At 70.6% G+C, this 19,298-nt stretch carries 20 protein-coding genes; 10 read left to right on the top strand and 10 right to left on the bottom strand.

Annotated features, from left to right (window positions below):
* Positions 1-63: 63 nt before the first annotated feature.
* Positions 64-900 carry an SDR family NAD(P)-dependent oxidoreductase gene (locus DAI20_RS13860; protein WP_108251874.1) on the bottom strand — a complete coding sequence of 279 codons (837 nt, stop codon included), beginning with the start codon at positions 898-900 and terminating at the stop codon, positions 64-66.
* Between the two features lie 193 nt (positions 901-1,093).
* Between DAI20_RS13860 and DAI20_RS13855 the strand changes: the two genes are divergently transcribed.
* Positions 1,094-1,285: a helix-turn-helix transcriptional regulator gene (locus tag DAI20_RS13855; RefSeq protein ID WP_108251872.1), complete on the top strand. Its 192-nt coding sequence runs from the start codon at positions 1,094-1,096 to the stop codon at positions 1,283-1,285.
* Positions 1,275-1,703, top strand: coding sequence for a hypothetical protein (locus DAI20_RS13850; RefSeq protein ID WP_108251870.1), 429 nt, complete (start codon positions 1,275-1,277; stop codon positions 1,701-1,703). The genes DAI20_RS13855 and DAI20_RS13850 overlap by 11 nt, the downstream gene beginning before the upstream one ends.
* 23 nt (positions 1,704-1,726) lie before the next feature.
* On the opposite strand, the gene DAI20_RS13845 is transcribed toward DAI20_RS13850, so the two are convergent.
* From DAI20_RS13845 to DAI20_RS13835, 3 genes are all read right to left on the bottom strand, one after another.
* Positions 1,727-2,809, bottom strand: coding sequence for a DNA glycosylase AlkZ-like family protein (locus DAI20_RS13845; protein ID WP_108251868.1), 1,083 nt, complete (start codon positions 2,807-2,809; stop codon positions 1,727-1,729).
* 149 nt (positions 2,810-2,958) lie between these two features.
* The gene (locus DAI20_RS13840) at positions 2,959-3,789 is read right to left on the bottom strand and encodes an ABC transporter permease (RefSeq protein WP_108251866.1); all 831 of its coding nucleotides are present in this window, start codon (positions 3,787-3,789) and stop codon (positions 2,959-2,961) included.
* The gene (locus DAI20_RS13835; RefSeq protein ID WP_108251864.1) at positions 3,786-4,775 is read right to left on the bottom strand and encodes an ABC transporter ATP-binding protein; all 990 of its coding nucleotides are present in this window, start codon (positions 4,773-4,775) and stop codon (positions 3,786-3,788) included. Before DAI20_RS13835 ends, DAI20_RS13840 begins: the two co-directional genes overlap by 4 nt.
* 194 nt (positions 4,776-4,969) lie before the next feature.
* Between DAI20_RS13835 and DAI20_RS13830 the strand changes: the two genes are divergently transcribed.
* Positions 4,970-5,743: an aminoglycoside phosphotransferase family protein gene (locus tag DAI20_RS13830; RefSeq protein WP_108251862.1), complete on the top strand. Its 774-nt coding sequence runs from the start codon at positions 4,970-4,972 to the stop codon at positions 5,741-5,743.
* 39 nt (positions 5,744-5,782) lie between these two features.
* Here the strand turns inward: DAI20_RS13830 and DAI20_RS13825 are convergent, their stop codons facing one another.
* From DAI20_RS13825 to DAI20_RS13815, 3 genes are all read right to left on the bottom strand, one after another.
* Positions 5,783-6,529, bottom strand: coding sequence for a class I SAM-dependent methyltransferase (locus tag DAI20_RS13825; RefSeq protein ID WP_159085069.1), 747 nt, complete (start codon positions 6,527-6,529; stop codon positions 5,783-5,785).
* Positions 6,530-6,573: 44 nt separating this feature from the next.
* Positions 6,574-7,551: a glycoside hydrolase family 26 protein gene (locus tag DAI20_RS13820; RefSeq protein ID WP_108251859.1), complete on the bottom strand. Its 978-nt coding sequence runs from the start codon at positions 7,549-7,551 to the stop codon at positions 6,574-6,576.
* Positions 7,552-7,819: 268 nt separating this feature from the next.
* On the bottom strand, positions 7,820-8,311 hold the full coding sequence (locus tag DAI20_RS13815; RefSeq protein WP_108251857.1) for an FBP domain-containing protein: 492 nt from the start codon (positions 8,309-8,311) through the stop codon (positions 7,820-7,822).
* 350 nt (positions 8,312-8,661) lie between these two features.
* Here DAI20_RS13815 and DAI20_RS13810 point away from each other — a divergent pair, with 350 nt between their 5' ends.
* The 7 genes from DAI20_RS13810 (at position 8,662) to DAI20_RS13780 (ending at position 16,192) form a co-directional block, all read left to right on the top strand.
* A complete protein-coding gene (locus DAI20_RS13810; RefSeq protein ID WP_108251855.1) occupies positions 8,662-9,423 on the top strand; it encodes an HAD family hydrolase in 762 nt (253 codons plus the stop codon).
* Between the two features lie 330 nt (positions 9,424-9,753).
* Complete coding sequence (locus DAI20_RS13805; protein ID WP_159085068.1) at positions 9,754-10,689, top strand: carbohydrate ABC transporter permease; 936 nt, start codon at positions 9,754-9,756, stop codon at positions 10,687-10,689.
* Between the two features lie 10 nt (positions 10,690-10,699).
* Positions 10,700-11,635 (top strand): carbohydrate ABC transporter permease, encoded by a 936-nt coding sequence (locus DAI20_RS13800; RefSeq protein WP_159085067.1) that lies wholly within the window; start codon positions 10,700-10,702, stop codon positions 11,633-11,635.
* Between the two features lie 93 nt (positions 11,636-11,728).
* A complete protein-coding gene (locus tag DAI20_RS13795; protein WP_108251849.1) occupies positions 11,729-13,063 on the top strand; it encodes an ABC transporter substrate-binding protein in 1,335 nt (444 codons plus the stop codon).
* A 113-nt stretch (positions 13,064-13,176) separates the two neighbouring features.
* Positions 13,177-14,166: a Gfo/Idh/MocA family protein gene (locus DAI20_RS13790; protein ID WP_108251847.1), complete on the top strand. Its 990-nt coding sequence runs from the start codon at positions 13,177-13,179 to the stop codon at positions 14,164-14,166.
* Positions 14,163-15,203, top strand: a complete 1,041-nt coding sequence (locus tag DAI20_RS13785) for a Gfo/Idh/MocA family protein (RefSeq protein ID WP_108251845.1) — start codon at positions 14,163-14,165, stop codon at positions 15,201-15,203. The genes DAI20_RS13790 and DAI20_RS13785 overlap by 4 nt, the downstream gene beginning before the upstream one ends.
* A complete protein-coding gene (locus DAI20_RS13780; protein WP_159085066.1) occupies positions 15,200-16,192 on the top strand; it encodes an ROK family protein in 993 nt (330 codons plus the stop codon). The genes DAI20_RS13785 and DAI20_RS13780 overlap by 4 nt, the downstream gene beginning before the upstream one ends.
* 202 nt (positions 16,193-16,394) lie before the next feature.
* On the opposite strand, the gene DAI20_RS13775 is transcribed toward DAI20_RS13780, so the two are convergent.
* The 3 genes from DAI20_RS13775 to DAI20_RS13765 form a co-directional block, all read right to left on the bottom strand.
* Entirely contained in the window at positions 16,395-17,000 is a 606-nt protein-coding gene (locus DAI20_RS13775; protein ID WP_108251841.1) for a GyrI-like domain-containing protein, read from the bottom strand.
* 227 nt (positions 17,001-17,227) lie between these two features.
* A complete protein-coding gene (locus DAI20_RS13770) occupies positions 17,228-17,830 on the bottom strand; it encodes an NADPH-dependent FMN reductase (RefSeq protein WP_108251839.1) in 603 nt (200 codons plus the stop codon).
* A gap of 173 nt (positions 17,831-18,003) precedes the next feature.
* Complete coding sequence (locus tag DAI20_RS13765; protein WP_108251837.1) at positions 18,004-19,161, bottom strand: LLM class flavin-dependent oxidoreductase; 1,158 nt, start codon at positions 19,159-19,161, stop codon at positions 18,004-18,006.
* Positions 19,162-19,298: the final 137 nt, after the last annotated feature.

The raw sequence follows: 19,298 nt of genomic DNA, 5'->3' as shown, positions 1-19,298 counted from the left end.
CTGGGCAGGGGAGTCGGTGAGCGGGCGGCAGCCGAGGGCGGACATTCCGTTCGAACCAGTTTCCTAGGGCCGCGTCACGCGGGGGAAGTACCTCGCGAAGACGTCCTGGTAGCGCGAGCCGGCGATCTTGGCGAAGGTGTGCAGGACGTGCGCGTCGGCCCCGACGAGAACGCGGGCGCGATTGCGCTGGACGCCGCGGATGATGATGCGCGCGGCCCGCTCCGGGCTGGTCCTCGCCAGCTTCTCGTCGAAGTGCCGGTTCGCCGCCTGGATCTCCTCGGCGGTCCTCCCGCCCGTGTTCCTGGCACTCCGGGCGATCCCGGTGCGGACGCCGCCCGGATGCACGACCGTCACGCCGACCGGAAGGTGCGCGACGAGCATCTCCTGCCGAAGGGCCTCGCTGAGCCCGCGAACCGCATACTTCGACGCGTTGTACAGGCTCTGGTTCGGCACGGACAGCAGGCCGAAGAGCGATGAGATGTTCACGAGGTGGCCGTCGCCCGAGGCGATGAGATGGGGGAGGAACGCCTTGGTCCCGTGCACGACCCCCCAGAAGTTCACGCCCATGATCCACTCCATGTCGTCGTACCCGACGTCGGCGAACGACCCGTCGAGGGCGACGCCGGCGTTGTTGATGACGACGTTCACCCGCCCGAAGCGCGCCGCGATCGACTCGGCGTAGCGCCCGACCGCCTCCCGATCGCTCACATCGAGCAGCTCGCTCTGCACCGCCGGGGCACCCGCGCTCCTGGCGCGGTGCGTCGTCTCAGCGAGACCCGCCTCGACCACGTCGGAGAGCGCGAGGATGGAGCCCCTCGCCGCGAGATCGAGCGCAAGCGCGCGCCCGATGCCGGATCCCGCGCCCGTGATGACGACGACCTTGTTCGCGAGGTTCTTCATCTACACGTCCTAGCACGCCCGGCCTCCCTGAGGACGGAGGGAGCGAGGAGAGCCTGGGCGAGGCTGCGCCGACACGGCGGGCAAAGGGCGTGTTCGTGTGGTCATTGTCAAGCACCCTTGACTACGCACGGCCCGTCAAGCATGCTTGACGATGACAAGCACGCTTGACTATGCGCGAGCTCCGGGAGGCGGCATGAGGAACGACCTCCGCGACCTGCGGGTCGCCGCCGGCCTGTCGCAGAGGGAGCTCGGCGAGCGGCTCGACGTCTCGCGACAGACGGTCAATTCCATCGAGACGGGGCGGTACGACCCGTCCCTGCCGCTCGCCATCGCCATCGCCCGCCACTTCGATCGATCCGTCGAGGAGATCTTCCATGTCGACTGACCAGCACACCGCCAAGCAGAAAGCCCTTCTGCTCGGCGTCGCCCTCACCCTCCTCGCGGTGATGGCCGCCACCGGCCTGCTGCTGCGGGAGTATGCGCCTGGGAACATGGGCAACGGTTTCCTAGCCGGCGCGGCCGTGACCCTCCTGGCCGCGGGAGTCACGGTGTGGCGCACCGCCCGGCGACCCGCACGCGCCACCACGTTCGAGCGGGCCTGGACGCAGACCGGCGACGAGCGCGACGACGCGGTGCTGACGCGGGCCCTCGCGGTGGTCGGGCTGCTTTCGGTCCCGCTCACCGGCGCGGCGACCATCACCATCGCTCTGGGTGCCTCCGTCGAGATGGTGCTCGCGCTGCTGCTCGCGGCCGAGATCCTGGCGGGCGCCGTGGCCTTCGCGGTAATCAACAGGAGGAGCTGAGGCCGCCGCAACCCACCGCGCCCCTAGTCGGCGGGGAACGCGACCTCGAGCCCGAGCCAGGCAGCGAGATCGGAGATCTCGGCGCGCACGGCGGACTCCATCTCCCCGCTGAACGGGACGTCTCGGTGCAGGGCGGAGACCTTAAGGACGCCGGTCTTGCGATCGGCCGTCGCGTCGAGCTTGCCCACGAGCCGATCCTCGTGCAGCACCGGGAGCGCGAAGTACCCCCAGCGACGCTTGGCCGCGGGCTTGTACATCTCGAGGATGTACTCGAAGCCGAAGAGCTGCTCGGCCCGCACCCTGTCGTGGATGAGGCGGTCGAACGGCGAGAGCAGGGCGGTGCGCCCCTCGAACGGACGGTCGAGGTAGGCCGAATGCACGCGCCAGAGCCCGGGGACGCCCTCCACCTCGGCCTCTTCGCCGGCATCTCCGACGTACGGCGACTCCCCGGGGATCACGGGACCCGTCGATCGCGCGATTCCGAGCGCGGCCAGTCGACGCTCGTTGCGGTACGCGATGGCGGAGGCGGCGTCGAGGGTGGGGGCGGCCGAGGGGTACACGCGTCCCGGGAGGTCCCAGTAACGCTCACGCCCTTTGCGGCCGGAGATCGCGACCTGCCCGCGGTGGGCGAGCAGCTCGAGCATCTTCGTGATGTTGCGGTTGTTCGTCCATCCAGCCGACGGCCACGGTTCGACGCTCGTGTCGGGGATGTCCCGCGACAGGAGCGGGCCTCGCTCCTCGAGCAGGGCGAGGATGTCGCGCCGGAACGAGTCGTTCGCCTCCAGCCACCGCGTCGAGGATGGGTGCGCCGGCGCATCGAGCAGCACGGCGGGCACATCCCGCACCGGCCGGATGTAGGCGACCGTCTCGACCAGGGTCCGGTCGCGCTCGAGGGCGGCCACGAGGTCGGCGGGCCGGTAGCGGGAACCGAGCCGGCTCCACAGCACAAGGTCGGCGCTGGGCGCGATGGCCGACGTCGGATCGATCTGCAGGATGGTCAGCCGGTCGACCACCTCGACGATGCCGGTCGGCCGCGGCAGATCCAGTGCCTGCGCGTGCACCGCGATGCGCCGGGCCGCGTCGAGGCTGAGTCGGTGAGCCGCCATGCCGCCGACCCTAGCGGGAGCGGCGGACGCACCGAAGCCCGGGGGCGGTCTGGGCCGCCCCCGGGCTTCGTCACGGGGTGAAAGGGTGCTTAGTCGATCCGTCGGCCGTGCCGGTCGGCGTCCTCGTTCGTGTCTCCGTCAGCGTGCGGTCAGGCGTCCCGGCGCTTCAGCAGCAGGGCACCGCCGACGAGCGACACGGCTACCCAGGCGAGCACCACGAGCGTGTTCTGGCCCTGATCGAGGCCCTCGCCGCCCAGGCTCGGCGTGTACATCCCGGTGCCGGCGTTGGCGAACAAGTACGGCATCAGGTCGTTGGCCCACTCGGCCTGGGTGAGCGCCGCGATGAGGCTGACGATGGTCGGAAGGAGCAGGATCGTGCCGAGCGACGCCGCGATGCCGCCCGCGCTGCTGCGCAGAATGGTGCCGAGGCCGAGGGCGAACACCGCGACGAGCGCGAGATACAGCGCCGCGAGCAGGAGATTGCCGATCAGTGCGCCGTCGCCGTAGTCCGCCTCGACGCCGCTGGCGGCGAGGAGCGGCGACGCGATCAGCAGGGAGCCGAAGACGCTGATCAGACCCACGACGAACGTCGTGACGAACAGCACCAGGGCTTTGGCGGCCAGGGCGGGGAGGCGCTTCGGCACCGCGGTGAGCGTCGAGCGGATCATGCCCGTCGAGTACTCGCCGCTGATGGTCAGCACCCCGAGCACGCCGACGATGAGCTGACCGAAGTAGATCCCGAACGTCGACGCCTGCAGCACGATGCTCGTCTGCATCTCGGCCGGCGGGGCGGCACCGTCGAAGTCGATGGTCGCCGCGAGCAGCAGGGCGATCGCGAAGGACACGACCACGATGATCGCGTACGACCACACGGTCGATCGCACGCTGCGCAGCTTGATCCACTCCGAGCGGAGGATGCCGACGGCGGAGAGGCGGGGCAGGGACGCGGCGGACGGGCGGGCGGTCATCGTGGCGCTCATCGGGCGACCTCCTGGTACTCGGTGGTGCCGGTTCCGGTCGCGGCCGCGGGATCGGAACCCGCCGCTCGTCCCGTCGGCCCCGCTCCTCCGGCGTGGTACTCGACGTCGTCCTGGGTGAGCTCCATGTAGGCCTCCTCCAGCGACGCGGCGACGGGCGTGAGTTCGTGCAGCGGGATGCCCGCGCCCGCCGCGGCGTCGCCGATGTCGGCGGCCGTGAGGCCGGTGACGCTGAGGGCGCCCTGCTCCGTCGGGGTGACGGTCACGTCCGGTCCGCGCAGCAGCGCGGCGAGCCGGTCGGCCTGCGGGCTGCGCAGGCGGACCGACGTGCGGGTCGAGGCGGCGAGGATCTCCGCGACGGGGGCGTCGGCGAGGATCCGGCCGCGGCCGAGCACGATGAGGTGGTCGGCCGTGAGCGCCATCTCGCTCATCAGGTGACTGGAGAGGAAAATCGTGCGGCCCTCGCTCGCCAGGTGGCGTGCCAGGTTGCGCACCCACATGACGCCCTCGGGGTCGAGGCCGTTGACGGGCTCGTCGAGGATGAGCGTCGCCGGGTCGCCGAGCAGGGCGGCCGCGATGCCGAGGCGCTGGCCCATGCCGAGGGAGAACCCGCCCACGCGCTTGTTCGCGACGGACTCGAGCCCCGTGAGGGCGATGACCTCCCGGACGCGGGCCTTGCCGATGCCGTGCGTTGCCCCCATGGCGAGCAGGCGGTTGTAGGCGCTGCGGCCGGTGTGGATCGCCTTCGCGTCGAGAAGCGCGCCCACCTCCCGGAGCGGGGCGGCGTGCTGCGCGTAGGCGCGCCCGTTCACGGTGACCGTGCCCGCGCTCGGCCGGTCGAGTCCGACGATCATGCGCATCGTCGTCGACTTCCCCGCACCGTTCGGCCCGAGGAAGCCCGTCACCACCCCCGGTCTCACGGTGAATGTGATGTCGTCGACGGCGATCTTGCTGCCGTAACGCTTGGCTAGTCCCTCTGCCCGGATCATAGTTCGAGCCTAGGGAGCGGCCCCGGAGGGCGAATCCGCCGAAGGGATGAACAATGCGGCGCCCGCCTCATCCCTCCGGCGGGTGGCGCCGTACGTCGACGCGCCATGCCGCGCCCGTTCGATCCCTCCGGCCGTCCACCCCTCCTCCGACATCCCTATCCCTCCTGCGTCGGCCGCCGTGACACACTCGGGGTGTGTCCGCACCAGACGAGCCGAGCCGCGTCGAGCGTGTCGGCGACACCGTGCGGCGGCCGCGGCAGCGCTGGACGCCGGCGGTGCACGCGGCCCTGCGGCACCTCCGGGCCGCGGGCCTGGTCGAGGCGCCGCTGCCCCTCGGCGTCGATGAGCAGGGGCGCGAGGTGCTCGAGTGGATTCCGGGCGACCCCGGCCCCGGCTGGGCGAACGTCGTGCCGCACTCCGGGCTGGAGGCGATGGCGCGGCTGCTCAGGCGCGTGCACGACGCGGGACGCGGATTCGTGCTGCCGGAGTCGATGACTTGGGCCGACCTCGAGGCGCCGCGGTCGGGCGAGGTCATCTGCCACGGCGACTTCGGGCCGTGGAATCTCGCCTGGCGCGACGGGTCGCCGGTCGGCGTGTTCGACTGGGACCTCGCCTACACCGGTGATCCGATCGACGACGTCGCGTACGCGCTCGACTACGTCGCCCCCTTCCGCACCGACGAGCTGGCGATGGAGTGGCTGGCGTATCCGGGTCCGCCGGACCGCGCGGCGCGCATCCGCGTGTTCTGGGCGGCGTACTCCGGCTCGCAGGCGACACCCGAGATCGTCGAGGGGCTCGTCGATGCGGTGCTCGCCCGGCAGCGCCGCACGCGGGCTCTCGCGACGCGGCTCGCCGAGGAGGGCATTGAGCCGCAGGCGACGTGGCTGCGCGAGGGGCGCGAACGGGTCTGGGACGAGCAGGAGGAGTGGGTCCTGGCTAATCGGGCCGCGATCCTCGCAGGCGCCTGACCGCGATCGATCCTTCGACCGCGTGTCCGGCGGCTCGGGTCAGACCGCGCGGGCCACGAGGATGATCTCGGCCGAGTCCGCCTGGAGGGGCCGCCGGTCCCACCCGCCGAAGGTCTCGGCGATCGCGAAGCCGGCGTCGGTGACGCTCGCCTCCAGCTCGCCGAGAGTGCGGAAGCGAAGGCGGTTCGCCGCCGCGAGCTCCACACCGGTGTCGAGGAAGCGGTAGTGGAGCGTGCAGGAGACGACGCCGTCGTCCACGTCGTCCACCCCGGTCCAGGTCTCGATCCGGCCCGCGACGGGGTCGACGCTCACGCGCCGCGTGCCGTCCGCCCAGGCCTCCCACTCCCGCATCGCGGGGTTGCGCGTCTCGAAGGCGAGGGTGCCGCCCGTCCGCAGCGCCCGGCGGAGGTCGGTCAGTGCCTGCCGCCAGCTCTCGTCGGTCAGGAAGAACTGCGCGACGTGACCGGAGAGGAACGCGAGGTCGATGCCCGCGGCGCCGAGCAGCGCGGTGTCGCCGGCGAGGAACGTGGCCCGGTCCTCGCCGATCCTTCGTCGGGCGACGGCGATCATCTCCGTCGACGGCTCGAGCGCGGTGACGGCGTACCCGCGGTCCACGAACTCCCGCGTGATGAGGCCGGTTCCGCATCCCACGTCGATGACCGATCGCGCCCCGAGGTCCTCGGCGAGGCGGAGATAGAACGCGGGTTGCGTGCCCGAGTCGTACGCGTTGAGGGTGTCGTAGACGGCGACGAGCCGGGGGTCGGTGAACTCGGCGGAGAGCGGCACCACCACATCGTAGGACCGCGGACCAAGGCGGGCTGCTGCGAGCGCTAGTCTGCCGCCGGCCGTCGCGCGGCCAGCGCCTCCCGGAGCGCCGCCTCCGACTCGGTCGAGCTGTCGAAGCGCCAGTCGACCTCCTTGTCGGCGTTGAACCAGACGACCGCCTCGACGTCGAGCTGCGATGACAGGTAGGGGATGAGGGTCCTGATCCACGCAGCCTTGTCGCCACCCACCTCCGCCGACGCGGTCTCCGCGATGAGGATGGGCTTGCCCGGCGCCACGGAACGCAGGGTCTCGAGCGGCTTCCCGAACAGCTCCGCCGGCTCCTCCCAGGAGGTCCACGACGACGACGTGCCCCAGTTGTAGCCGTCGAGCGCGACGACGTCGACGTAGGAGGATCCCGGATACAGGGTCTCCATCGGCGGCATGTCGTCGGTGGGAACCGACGGCGACCACACCCACCGCACGTTGGTCGCTCCCGCGCCCTCGACGAGGTCGTGCACGTGCCGCCACGCGGCGACGTAGTCCCCGCGGCGGTTGCCGTTCACCCCGTCCGTCCACGGGTACCAGGGGCCGTTCATCTCGTGTCCGTAGCGCAGCAGCACCGGCTCGCCCCACTCGGCGAGCGCCTGGCCCCACGCCGCGATCATTCCGTCGTGGTCGCCCGCGACGATCCGGTCGCTTGCGAAGCGCGGCTGATCGACCCCCTCGCCCCAGGCCCAGGGTTCCCAGGTGATCAACGGGGTCGCGCCCCGCGCCGCCGTCGCCTGGAGCGAGGCGATCGGCGGGGGCTGCGCGAAGTCCTCGTACCACATGAGGATCGACGGGTGCTCGCCGAGCGCCGCGGCTGCGGCGTCGAGCTCGTCGCTCGCGGTGGGGCCGCCCGGTGTCATCAGACCGAGGCGAAGGGGCGGCCGGTTCGCGATCCTCGCCTCCGCGACCTCGATCAGGGCCGCTGCTGTGACGGCCGACCCGCACAGCACGAGCAGGATCACGAGAAGGGCTGCACGGACGCGTCTCCCCGTCATCTGTTACCCACGCATCCGATTCTGCCGGGGCCCGGCACCGCGCGCATGTCGCGTTGCGGGGATGTCGCGGATCCTGCCGGCTCAGGCGGCTCACCCCTGCCCAGGCACGCGGATCCTGCCCATTCAGGCGGCTCGCCCCTGCCCAGGCACGCGAATCCTGCCCAGGTAAAAGCTGGGCAGGATTCTTCTGCCTGGGCAGGGGCCCGGTGAAGGCGAGTACGCGGGGCCGGACGCCCGGTCACGCGACGCCGGGTCACCAGGCGCCGGGTCAGGCCCCGTCGCGCACGTTGCGGACGAAGTTGGTGACGTTCGTGCGCAGGGCCTCGATTCGGCGCAGCCGCTCGGCCTCGAGATCGAAGCCGACGTACGCGAGCGTGGGACGCCGCCGGACGTTCACCGAGCATTCGAAGTTCGCGCACACGAGGGTGCCGACGGTGTTGCCGCTGCGGCCCGCCTCGCCGGCGCGCTTCGCGCCGAAGAAGGTGACCGGGCTGGGCAGCTGCACGTCCTCACACCACGAGCACTGCGCTCGTCCGCGCGGGGCCTGCTGCGCCTGCCGCAGCAGCACGCCCACCGGCTCGCCGTCTATCTCGGCGAGGACGTAGCCCAGGAGGGGCAGCTTCGGGTCGCGCCAGCCGAGGTAGTCGAGGTCCTGCCACGGAACGGCGTCGAGATTGGCGGGAAGCACGAGCGCCTTGCGCTCGCGCAGGGATGCGTTGACGAAGGACGCGCGAATGCGGTCCTCGGAAAAGAGGTTCATGAAGAGATATGCCTGTCTGCTCGCCCGCGCTCGGAAGGGCGCGGGTCGGGAAAGAGATCGGAAGGGTCCGTCGCCGGTGCTCGGGCTTCACCCCGCGGCGTTACCTCGGCTATGGCCTGCGGTTCCGCTCAGGGCCGGCACGCGGCGGATGAATCGCGTGGGAACGCGGGTAACGATCGGCCGACGGCTATCTCGGGTCGGCGCAGGGCGCGCCGACGACCTCCTTGCGCCCGATGGGCAGACGAGGGGAGGGACGATTCACCCGAGCGAGTGTAGTCGACCGCGCCGAACGCGCCACCTCGGAATCGTGTTCCCTCGGTTAGCGGTGAAGCAACCGCTACGGTGGCGGCATGGCAGGGGTCTCCGCGGTCGCTTTCGACCTCGACGGCACGCTCCTCGACCACCGGGCCGCGTCCGCGAGCGCCTTCACGCAACTCGTGCGTGAGCTGGGCGGCACGGCGACGCCAGGCCTGCAGCAGGCCTGGTGGGACGCCGAGGACCGGCACTTCGAGGCCTGGCGGCAGGGCCGGATCAGCTTCGATGAGCAGCGCCGCCGCCGCCTGCGAGAGGTGCTGCCCCTGGTCGAGAGCGCGAGCGCGAGCGGAGGCGGGCTCGGCGACCGTGGGCTCCACGACGGCGTCCTCGGCGGCCGAGAGATGAGCGACGAGCGGCTGGACCGGATCTTCGACGTCTACCGGGCTGCCTACGAGTCGGCCTGGTGCGTGTTCCCGGAGGTGGTCGCCGTGCTCGACGCCGTGCGCTCGGCCGGGATGTCCGTCGGACTGCTGACGAACGGTTCCGAGCGGCAGCAGGAGGAGAAGCTCGCTCGCACGGGGATCCGCGACCGGTTCGACGTCGTGTGCACGTCGGAGAGCGTCGGCCTGGCCAAGCCGGACCCGGGAGCCTTCGCCGCCCTCTGCTCGCGGCTGGGCGTGCCGCCCGCCGATGTGCTGTTCGTGGGTGACGACTATCGCGCGGACATCCTCGGGGCGCGGGCGGCCGGGCTGCGCACCTACTTCGTCGACCGCTCCGGCGCCCGCCGGGGAGACGACGGCGAGAGAGACGGGGCCTCGCACCCTGACCTGCTCGGCATCCTTCCGCTTCTGGCCTGACCCGAACTCGTATCCGCCCCCGCACGCTCCCCTTCCGCCCCTGCCCAGGCAGGAGCATCCTGCCCAGGGCGAAGCTGGGCACGATGCCTCTGCCTGGGCAGGGGCGAGGGGACAGGGGACAGGGGCAGGGGCGAAGGGGGTCGCAACTGGACGGGAAGCCGCATCACGTTGGCGAAGCTTGGAAAAGTTTTTTCGGAAATCGAATTGAAACGGCCGAGAAACATCCATAGGCTTCCATCAGTCGCATGGATGATGCGGCGGAGACGTACGGGCCAACGACGAAGTTGAACCTCCTCGGAGCGCTGTCGCAGGCCGGAAGGTGGTGTGACCGTGGCAATCGCCGTTGATCGTGTCCCGCGGAGCGGCACCGTGGCGCGCTCGCCGCTGGAGCGTCGCGAGGGCCGGGCGGGCTACGTGCTCATCGCGCCGACGACGATCCTGCTCATGGTCTTCTACCTGTTCCCGCTGGCGCAGACCGTCGTCTACAGCTTCACGGACTGGAACCCGGGCACCGGCACCATCGGGAACGTGGTGGGCGCGCAGAACTTCGTCGACGTGCTCACGAACGCCGAGTTCCTCCGGGCCGCGGGCAACACGGCGCTCTACGTCGTCGTCGTCGTGCCCTGCTCGCTCGCGCTCGGGCTGTTCTTCGCGGCCCTCCTGGCAACGCCGTTCCGGGGGCGCGGCCTCTATCGCACCCTCATCTTCACGCCGTACATCGCACCGATCGTCGGAAGCGCGCTGATCTTCAGCTACCTGCTCACCCCGCTCGGCGGGCTGGTGAACAACGGGCTCGGTCTGTTCGGCTTCCAGCCCATCGCGTTCCTCACCTCCGAACCGTGGGCCATGGTGTCGGTGATCGTCTTCTCGATCTGGCAGCTCGTGGGCTACACGATGATCATCTACTCCGCCGCGCTGTCGAACGTGCCGCCCAGCTACTACGAGGCGGCGACGATCGACGGCGCCGGCCCGGTGCGCCGCTTCTTCTCGATCTCGCTGCCCCTGGTCGCCCCCACGAGCGGCTTCCTCGCCATCACCGGCCTGATCGGATCACTGCAGGTCTTCACGCAGGTCTACGTGCTCACCGGCGGCGGCCCGCTCGGCTCGACGGAGACGCTCCTCTACTGGATCTACCAGCAGGGCTTCGTGTTCTTCCAGGGCGGACCCGCCAGCGCGGGCGCCGTCATCCTGCTCGCGGTCGGCATCCTCGTCTCGGTCATCCAGCTCAAGGTGCTCGCTCGGCGCGACAGCGTCGAGCTGGCGTGAAAGGCATCTCGTGACTCACGCTGTCGCTTCGGCCCCTCTCGCCGAGAACGCGCCCGCCGGCTCGACCCGGGGACCGGGCACCGGCGGAGGCCGGGATCACCGCCGCCATCGTCCGCTCGGGGTGCGGGCGCGCAAGCTCGCCCCGGCGATCGCCCGGCACGCCATCCTCATCGTCGCGTCCCTCATCTTCTTCGGGCCGTTCGTGTGGATGCTGCTGACGAGCGTCAAGTCCTCCAGCGAGGCGCTCTCGTTCCCCCCGACGTTCCTGCCGCGCGAGTGGCACTTCGAGAACTACAGCGACCTCTTCGACGTGGCGCCGTTCGGGATGTACTACCTCAACAGCGCGGTCGTGACGGTGTTCACGACGCTCGGTCAGGTGCTCACCAGCCTGGCCGCCGGGTACGCGTTCGCCCGGCTCAAGTTCCGCGGCAGCAACGTCATCTTCGTCGTGCTGCTCGCGGCTCTCCTCGTGCCGTTCGAGGTCGTGTTCACGCCGCTGATCAGCCTGCTGTCGTCGCTCGGCTGGCTGAACACCTACCAGGGCCTGATCGTGCCGAACGTGCCGTCGATCCTCGGCGTCTTCCTCTTCCGCCAGTTCTTCTCGTCGTTCCCCACCGAGATCGAGGACGCCAGTCGCATGGACGGCGCGGGGGTGTGGCGGCGGTTCCGCTCGATCATGGCACCCATGGCGACGCCGATGATCGGGTCCTTCGCGATCCTGTCCTTCGTCTACAACTGGAACAACTTCTTCTTCCAGTTCCTCGCGGTCAACCGCACGGAGTTCTTCACCGTGCCGATCGGCCTCGCGCAGCTGCAGTCTTCCCAGGCCGCCACCAGCTTCAACCTGCTCATGGCGGGGTCGACGCTCGCGATCCTTCCGGTCTTCCTGGTCTTCCTCCTCTTCCAGCGCCAGATCGTCACGGCCATGTCCGGGGGCCTGCGCTAGCCGCGTCCCCCCGCACCGCACCTCGCTTCTCCCCTCCCTTCCCTTTCGGTCCCTTCCAGCAGATCCAGTGATTCACGACAGGAGAGTCTCCCCATGACCCCATCCCACCGGCGCAACGCGCCCCGCCTCGCCCGAGGCGGCACCCTTCTCGCGGCCGCGTCCGCCGTGGGCCTCGTGCTCACCGGCTGCGCGGGCGGATCCGTCACCGGCAACAGCGCGGGAACGGGCGGCGACGGCGCCCCCGAGATCCTCGTCTGGACCCAGTACACCGGCGACGCGAGCAAGACCGTCGAGAAGATCGCGGACGAGTACAACGAGTCCCAGGACGAGTACAAGGTGCGCATCCAGTTCGGCGGCGAGGGCGACCAGTTCACGCCCAAGCTGCTCAACGCGGTGAAGAACGGGCAGGGGCCGAACCTCGTGCTCGGTGACAGCACGCCGCAAAAGCTGAGCCAAGTGGTCGAGACCGGCAAGGTGCTTCCGCTCGAGGACCTCCTCTCGTCGCCCGACTCCGAGATCACGGCGGACAACTTCACCGAGGGCATGCTCTCCACCGGGATCATCGACGGGACGATCTACTCGCTCCCGTCCGACGGCGGCGACTACGGGCTCATCTACAACAAGGCGATGTTCGAGGAGGCCGGCATCGACGCGCCGCCGGCGACCTGGGACGAGGTCGCCCAGGATGCGACGAAGCTGACGAAGGACGGCAAGTACGGCATCTACCTGCCCATCGGCACGGGCGAGTGGCCCGTCTTCACCTGGCAGTCGATGCTCTGGGGAGCGGGCGGCGACTTCCTCAACGAGGACAACACCGAGATCGCCTTCGACTCGCCCGAGGGCGTCGAGGCGCTCACCGTGTGGACCGACCTGGTCAAGAACGGGCAGGCCTACCCGCAGAGCCTCGCGACCGGCAGCGACAACCAGGGCATGGCCGCGTTCAGCACCGGCAAGGTCGCGATGATCATCACGGGCGCCTACAACCTGGGCCTGCTCGCCGACGGCGTCGGCGAGGAGAACATCGGCGTCGCGCCGTTCCCCACCCTGAAGGAGCCGGCGATGAACATCGGCACCGACAACTCCTACCTGCTCGACGGAACCGAGGAGCAGGAGGCCGGGGCGTGGGACTTCCTGCAGTACACGCTCTCGCCCGAGGTTCAGGCCGAGTGGGACATCGCCACCGGGTACCTGCCGACGAACAAGGAGACGACCGGAACGGAGACGTACCAGGCGTACCTCGAGGAGAACCCGCACATCGAGGTGTTCGTGAAGCAGCTCGAGTACGCGAAGGCCCGGCCGTCGATCCTCGCCTACGACCAGATCAGCAGTGCCCTCGCGACCGAGATCGAGAAGGCTCTGCTCGGCAAGGTGACGCCGGAGCAGGCACTGAAGACGGCCGCTGAGAACGGCCAGAAGGCGCTCGGCTGACGCCGGCCTGATTTGCTGGGGGAGGGGACGCACCGCGGACCCTCCCTCGGCCCCAGCATCATCGGGGCGCCGCCGCTCGGCGCGAGAACGTTGCAAGGAAGGACATCCGCCTCATGGGCAACTACACGGTCGGCCTCGTGGGGGCCGGCGGCATCGCCAACTCCCACCTCCCCGCATGGCTCGCGTTGGGGGTGGATGTCGTGGTTTTCTCCATCGACGGCGCGGCACCGGCGCTCGTCGAGCGCCACGGCGGCGGCCGGGTGGTGGAGTCCTACGAGGAGCTGCTCGCGGCGAGTGACGCGGTCGACATCTGCACCCCGACCTTCACGCACAGGGACCTCGTGATCGAGGCCGCCGAGGCGGGCAAGAACATCGTCTGCGAGAAGCCGCTCGCGCTCAGCGAGGCCGACACCGCCGAGATGATCGAGGCGTGCGACCGGGCGGGAGTTCAGCTCTACCCGGCGCACGTCGTGCGCTACTTCCCGGAGTACGTCGCAATGCACGACGCGATCGCCGACGGCGGCATCGGCACGCTCGCGGTGCAGCGGTTCCTGCGCGCCGGCTCCGCGCCCGCGGCCCCGTGGTTCTCGCAGAAGGAGCTGTCGGGCGGCCTCGTGATGGACCAGATGATCCACGACCTCGACTTCGCCCGCTGGAACGCCGGCGAGGTGACCCAGGTCTACGCGACCGAGTCGCCGTCGCTCCGCGAGGACGGCGCGCCGGAGCCCCTGACCGCGCAGGTCATCCTCACGCACGAGTCCGGCACCGTGAGCTATGTCACCGGCGTGTGGAGCCGCAGGCCCATCGCCTTCCAGACCCGGTTCGAGGTCGCGGGCGACGCGGGGCTCCTGCAGCACGACTCGCTCGGCAACCCGCCGATCGCCTTCAACGGCAGCACGGACGAGGTGTCCGGCTATCAGCCCACCACCCGGTTCAGCGAGAGCCCGTACCTGACCGAGATCCGCGAGTTCCACCAGGCCTTCCTCGGTGGACCGACCCCGCGCGTCGACGCGGCGGACGGACTCGCCGCCGTGGCCCTCGCGGCCGCCGCGCTCAAGTCGATCGAGACCTCCGCCCCCGTCACCATGGCCACGAACCGATGAAAGCCGAGCCCATGAAGATCGCCGTGATGTCCTTCGCCCACACCCACGCGGCCAGCTACGTGCGGCTGCTCGCCGGCATGCCGGGCATCGAGCTCCGCGCCTCCGACCCCGACCACGGCGACCGGCCGGCGGGGGAGAGCGGGGGAGCATCGCTCGCGGCCGAGCTCGGCGTCGACTACGTCGACAGCTACGAGGAGCTGCTCGCCTGGCAGCCGGATGCCGTGGTCGTCTGCTCCGAGAACACGAAGCACCGCGACGACGTGCTGCTCGCCGCAGCGGCAGGCGCTCACGTGCTCTGCGAGAAGCCGTTGGCCACGACGTCCGAGGATGCCGAGGCCATGGTGCAGGCCTGCGAGGACGCGGGGGTGAACCTCATGGTGGCCTTCCCCGTGCGGTTCTCGCCGGCGTTCCTGGCTCTGAAGGAGCAGTACGACAGGGGGCTCCTCGGCAACATCTACGGCGTGTCCGGCACGAACAACGGCAAGATCCCCGGCGAGCGCGCCTGGTTCACCGATCCGGCCCTCGCGGGCGGCGGCGCCCTCACGGACCACGTCGTGCACATCGCGGACATGTTGGACGCCCTCTTCGGCGGCGCGCCCGCCACGAGGGTGTACGCCACGGCGAACGACTTCTTCGGCGGCGACCCGCGGGTGGAGACCGGCGGCCTCGTGTCCATCACCTACGAGAACGGGGTCTCCGCGGTCATCGACTGCAGCTGGTCCCGCCCCGCGTCCTACCCCGTCTGGGGCGGTCTGACCCTGCACCTGGTCACGGATGCCGGGCTGGTGGACGTCAACCCGTTCGCCCAGCGCGTCGACGGCTTCTCCCAGTCCGCGAAGAACGCGCTGTGGCTCGGCTACGGCACCAACTCCGACGAGCTGATGCTCACCGAGTTCCTCTCCGCCATCCGGGAGGGCCGCCGCCCGCAGCCCGACGGTCAGCTCGGCTGCCGCACCGTGCGCCTCGTCGAGGCCGCATATCGGTCGGTCGACACGGGCGGTGTTGTGGAGACAACCCGGGACAGCGCCCGAGCGTGAGCGGGGACACGGGGGCCACGGCACCGACGCTCCCGGCGGGAGGCGCGAGCGGCACCGGTGCGCGAGGCGCGCGGGGGGCCATCTCCCTGGGCATCGACGTCGGCGGTACGAAGATCCACGCGGTGGCCATCGACCAGCACCGGCGCGTGCGGGCCGAGTACCAGCAGCCGTCGGGACAGGGGGACGCCGCGCTGCTGGAGAGCCTCGTGCACACGGTCGACGTCCTCGTGCAGCACGTGGGCATCGGCGTAAATGACGTCGAGTCGATCGGCATCGGGGTGCCGGGCCTCGTCGACCGTGCGACGGGGCGCGTGCGCAACGCCGTGAATCTCGGCGTCACCGACCTGGCGCTCGGTCCCCTGCTGTCCGAGCGGCTGCGGCTGCCCGTGACGCTCGAGAACGACGTGAACGTCGCCGCGATCGGCGCCTCCCTCGTCCGCACGCCCGCGGTCGGCTCGCTGGCCTACCTCAACGTCGGCACGGGCATCGCCGCCGGCCTCGTGCTCGGCGGGCGCGTGTGGCCGGGCGCCCGCGGCTTCGCCGGAGAGATCGGGCACGTGCCGCTGGACCACGACGGCCTGCTCTGCCCGTGTGGGCAGCGGGGCTGCATCGAGACCATCGCCTCGGGCTCGGGCATCGCGCGCGCCTGGCCCACCGTCCATCCGGTCCCCGTGCTCGACCTGCTCGACGCGGTCGCGGCGGGCGATCCCCGGGCGGTCGAGGTGTGGGGCAGGTTCACCCGCACGCTCGGGCGGGCGGTCCAGATGCTCGCCGCCGCCTACGACCCCGAGGCCATCGTGCTCGGCGGGGGGATCAGCCGCGTCGGCGCCCCGCTGCTCGACGCGGTCCGTGCCGCGCTACGCGAGCAGGCGACGCGGTCGGCATTCCTCACCGCCCTCGGCAGCGCGGACCGGCTGAGCCTGCTCGAGGACGCGGACCACGTCGCCCCGATCGGCGCGGCCGTGGTCGGAGCGACCCCCGCCGCCTGAGCCGCGGCTCCTGCGCGCGAGTGGGGGTCCTGCCCGGGCACGCACGTCCTGCCCAGGCACGGGGATCCCGCCCTTGCTGCGCCTGCCCAGGCAGGAGGATCGTGCCCAGCTTTTAGCTGCGCACGATCCTTCTGCCTGGGCAGGGGCGCGACGACGGTGGGGTGATCCTTCTGCCCGGGCAGGGGCGCGAAGCCAGGGGGCGCTACCGCAGACGGCGGACGGGCTGGCGCAGGATGGTCCGGAGCTTTTCTGAGGCGACCCTGCGGGGATCGCTCAGGTAGATCTCGTGGTGGTCGCCGGTCTCCTCAAGCCCCTCCGCGGGTAGGAACTCGTCGTGCAGCCGCGCGATCGTCGGGGCCTCCGCGTCGTACCCGCCGAGGTGGAGAGTCTGCACGCTGAGGCCCTCCTCGTAGTCGTCGACCCTGAGGTCGACCGCGCCGTGGCCCTTCGCGGCCGCCCGCTGCACGGCCTCCTCGAGTAGCCCCGCGTCCAGCCAGTCCGGCTGCCGGATCATCATGGTCCACGCCCAGCCGCCGCGGTGGGAGAAGTCGTGATCCTCGGACCGCCACAGCCCCTCGAGCGGGAGCACGACGTAGTCGCGACCCAGCTGTCCCCGACTGAGGAACTTCGCCGCGTAGCTGGCGGCGTAGAGCGCGGCCACCGCTGCCGAGTACTCGGGCACGGTGTTCGGATCACCCCGCCCGTCGGTCGCCAGGAACCGGAACGCCGGCACCTCGACGATCATGAAGACGCCCGGCTTCGGCGCGTACAGTTCGCGGCGCTCGGCGCGCAGGTTCACCTTGTCCATGCGTCGTCCCTCCCTTGAGCGCTCACCAGCCCAGCGGGAGCCCGAGGCGTCATTCGCGGGGGCGTCGACCCCGCCCGCGATCGCGCCCCGGACCGCCCAACCGACCGGTCAGCCGGCCGGTCAGTCGACGGAGGAGAGCAGCGCCGCGCGCGCCGACTCCCACGACCGGCTCATCACAGCCCAACCGGGTGAGGGCACCCGCCGGACCCGTCGCCCGGCGGGCGCGATCACTTCTTCGAGGCCGGGTCGTTGTCGCCGATGTGACCGGGGGCGTTCACGGACAGGACCCGCTGCACGAAGGCGCAGTACTCGTCCATGTAGTGCGCCAGGAAGGCCCTCGTGTCCTCGTTCTTGATCTCCCCGTCCTCGCCGAACGACTCCGAGTCGAAGCGGATGTACGCCTCGGGGGAGTTGAGCTGCGGCGCATCCAGGAAGCTCAGCACGCTGCGCATCGACGACTGCATCACGGCGGTCCCGATGCCGCCCGGGGAGGCGCCGATGATGCCCGTCGGCTTGCGGGCGAAGGAGTTCGTGCCCCAGGGCCGCGATCCCCAGTCGATGGCGTTCTTGAGCGCGCCGGGGATCGACCGGTTGTACTCGGGCGAGATGAACAGGATGCCGTCGGACGCCGCAATCGCGTCCTTCAGCGCCCGTCCCTCCGGCGGGAAGTCGGCGTCGAAGTCGGAGTTGTAGAGCGGCAGGTCCCGGATGGGGATCTCCGTGAAGTCGAGCTCCTCGGGAGCGACGCTGATGAGCGCCTTCGAGAGTGTGCGGTTGATCGAGTTGCTGGCGAGACTTCCGACGAAATAACCGATCCTGTACGCGGCCATGACCCTGATCCTTCCGAGCGTGGGCGGGGTGCCGCCTCGGGAGCGGCACCCCGCACCGGATGATGTGCTGTCCTGGCCCGGTCTAGCACCGGGCGGGCGGTCGCGCTAGGACGATCGAGGAGTCCGTCCGGCTCGCGTCCGTGGCTCCCGTGCGGCCGGTCCTCACGCTCGCACTACCGAGCCGACACCGCCTCGGCGGTGTGTCCGGTCCAGCTGTCCTCGCCCGCGACGTGCTCCGCGGTGGCGGCGCCCTCGGCGCGAGCCCGGGCGACGCGCTCGGCGTGCGACGGCGGGTTGCTCGGGACGCCCGCGGGGCGCTTGGACTCGTTCTCGCGGCGAAGGGCGGGCACGATCTCCTCGGCGAGGATGTCGATCTGCTCGAGCACCGTCTTCAGGGGCAGGCCGGCGTGGTCGATGAGGAACAGCTGGCGCTGGTAGTCGCCGACGTGGTCGCGCATGGCCGCGTAGCGGTCGATGACCTCCTGCGGCGATCCCACGGTGAGCGGCGTCTGCGCGGTGAAGTCCTCCATCGACGGGCCGTGCCCGTAGACGGGCGCGTTGTCGAAGTAAGGGCGGAACTCGTCCTTCGCCGCCTGCGAGTTCTTGCGGGCGAAGAATTGCCCGCCGAGACCGACGATGGCGGAGCTCGCCGGGCCGTGCCCGTAGTGCTCGAAGCGCTGGCGGTAGAGCCCCACCATCTGCTTCGTGTGCTCGACCGGCCAGAAGATGTTGTTGTGGAAGAAGCCGTCGCCGTAGTAGGCGGCCTGCTCGGCGATCTCGGGGCTGCGGATGCTGCCGTGCCAGACGAACGGCGGCACGCCGTCGAGGGGGCGCGGGGTGGCGGTGAAGCCCTGCAGCGGCGTGCGGAACGAGCCTTGCCAGTCCACGACCTCTTCGTCCCAGAGGCGGCGCAGCAGGGCATAGTTCTCGACCGCCAGGTTCAGGCCCTGCCGGATGTCCTTGCCGAACCAGGGGTAGACCGGACCGGTGTTGCCGCGGCCCATCATGAGGTCCATGCGGCCGTTCGAGATCACCTGCAGCATCGCGTAGTCCTCGGCGATCTTCACCGGGTCGTTCGTCGTGATGAGCGTGGTCGAGGTGGAGAGGACGATGTCCTTCGTGGTGCCCGCGAGGTAGCCCAGCATCGTGGTGGGGGACGAGGCGACGAACGGCGGGTTGTGGTGCTCGCCCGTGGCGAAGACGTCGAGCCCGGCCTGGTCCGCGTGCTGCGCGATCGTGAGGATCGCCCGCGTGCGCTCCGTGTCGTTCGGCGTGCGGCCGGTTGTGGGGTCGGTCGTCACGTCGCTGACGGTGAAGATTCCGAACTGCATTTCGCTACTCCTCGTTTCGATGCGTTTGCATACACCCACGCTAACCGGAGTCCCGGCGGAAGTATTCCCCCTCTTCGAGGCTCTGCCGAGGGCGACTGCCGGAGCCGGAGGCGGCCACGAAAGTCCTAGGCCGGCTG

It is taken from the genome of Planctomonas deserti (assembly GCF_003067705.1).
Taxonomy (GTDB): Bacteria; Actinomycetota; Actinomycetes; order Actinomycetales; family Microbacteriaceae; genus Planctomonas; species Planctomonas deserti.
This window is presented reverse-complemented; position numbering and strand designations above follow the sequence as displayed.

Bases quoted from the DNA above. Each gene is read 5' to 3' on its own strand.
- DAI20_RS13860 (WP_108251874.1), bottom strand. From the start codon at position 900: ATGAAGAACCTCGCGAACAAGGTCGTCGTCATCACGGGCGCGGGATCC.
- DAI20_RS13855 (WP_108251872.1), top strand. From the start codon at position 1,094: ATGAGGAACGACCTCCGCGACCTGCGGGTCGCCGCCGGCCTGTCGCAG.
- DAI20_RS13850 (WP_108251870.1), top strand. From the start codon at position 1,275: ATGTCGACTGACCAGCACACCGCCAAGCAGAAAGCCCTTCTGCTCGGC.
- DAI20_RS13845 (WP_108251868.1), bottom strand. From the start codon at position 2,809: ATGGCGGCTCACCGACTCAGCCTCGACGCGGCCCGGCGCATCGCGGTG.
- DAI20_RS13840 (WP_108251866.1), bottom strand. From the start codon at position 3,789: ATGAGCGCCACGATGACCGCCCGCCCGTCCGCCGCGTCCCTGCCCCGC.
- DAI20_RS13835 (WP_108251864.1), bottom strand. From the start codon at position 4,775: ATGATCCGGGCAGAGGGACTAGCCAAGCGTTACGGCAGCAAGATCGCC.
- DAI20_RS13820 (WP_108251859.1), bottom strand. From the start codon at position 7,551: ATGACGGGGAGACGCGTCCGTGCAGCCCTTCTCGTGATCCTGCTCGTG.
- DAI20_RS13815 (WP_108251857.1), bottom strand. From the start codon at position 8,311: ATGAACCTCTTTTCCGAGGACCGCATTCGCGCGTCCTTCGTCAACGCA.
- DAI20_RS13810 (WP_108251855.1), top strand. From the start codon at position 8,662: ATGGCAGGGGTCTCCGCGGTCGCTTTCGACCTCGACGGCACGCTCCTC.
- DAI20_RS13795 (WP_108251849.1), top strand. From the start codon at position 11,729: ATGACCCCATCCCACCGGCGCAACGCGCCCCGCCTCGCCCGAGGCGGC.
- DAI20_RS13790 (WP_108251847.1), top strand. From the start codon at position 13,177: ATGGGCAACTACACGGTCGGCCTCGTGGGGGCCGGCGGCATCGCCAAC.
- DAI20_RS13785 (WP_108251845.1), top strand. From the start codon at position 14,163: ATGAAAGCCGAGCCCATGAAGATCGCCGTGATGTCCTTCGCCCACACC.
- DAI20_RS13775 (WP_108251841.1), bottom strand. From the start codon at position 17,000: ATGGACAAGGTGAACCTGCGCGCCGAGCGCCGCGAACTGTACGCGCCG.
- DAI20_RS13770 (WP_108251839.1), bottom strand. From the start codon at position 17,830: ATGGCCGCGTACAGGATCGGTTATTTCGTCGGAAGTCTCGCCAGCAAC.
- DAI20_RS13765 (WP_108251837.1), bottom strand. From the start codon at position 19,161: ATGCAGTTCGGAATCTTCACCGTCAGCGACGTGACGACCGACCCCACA.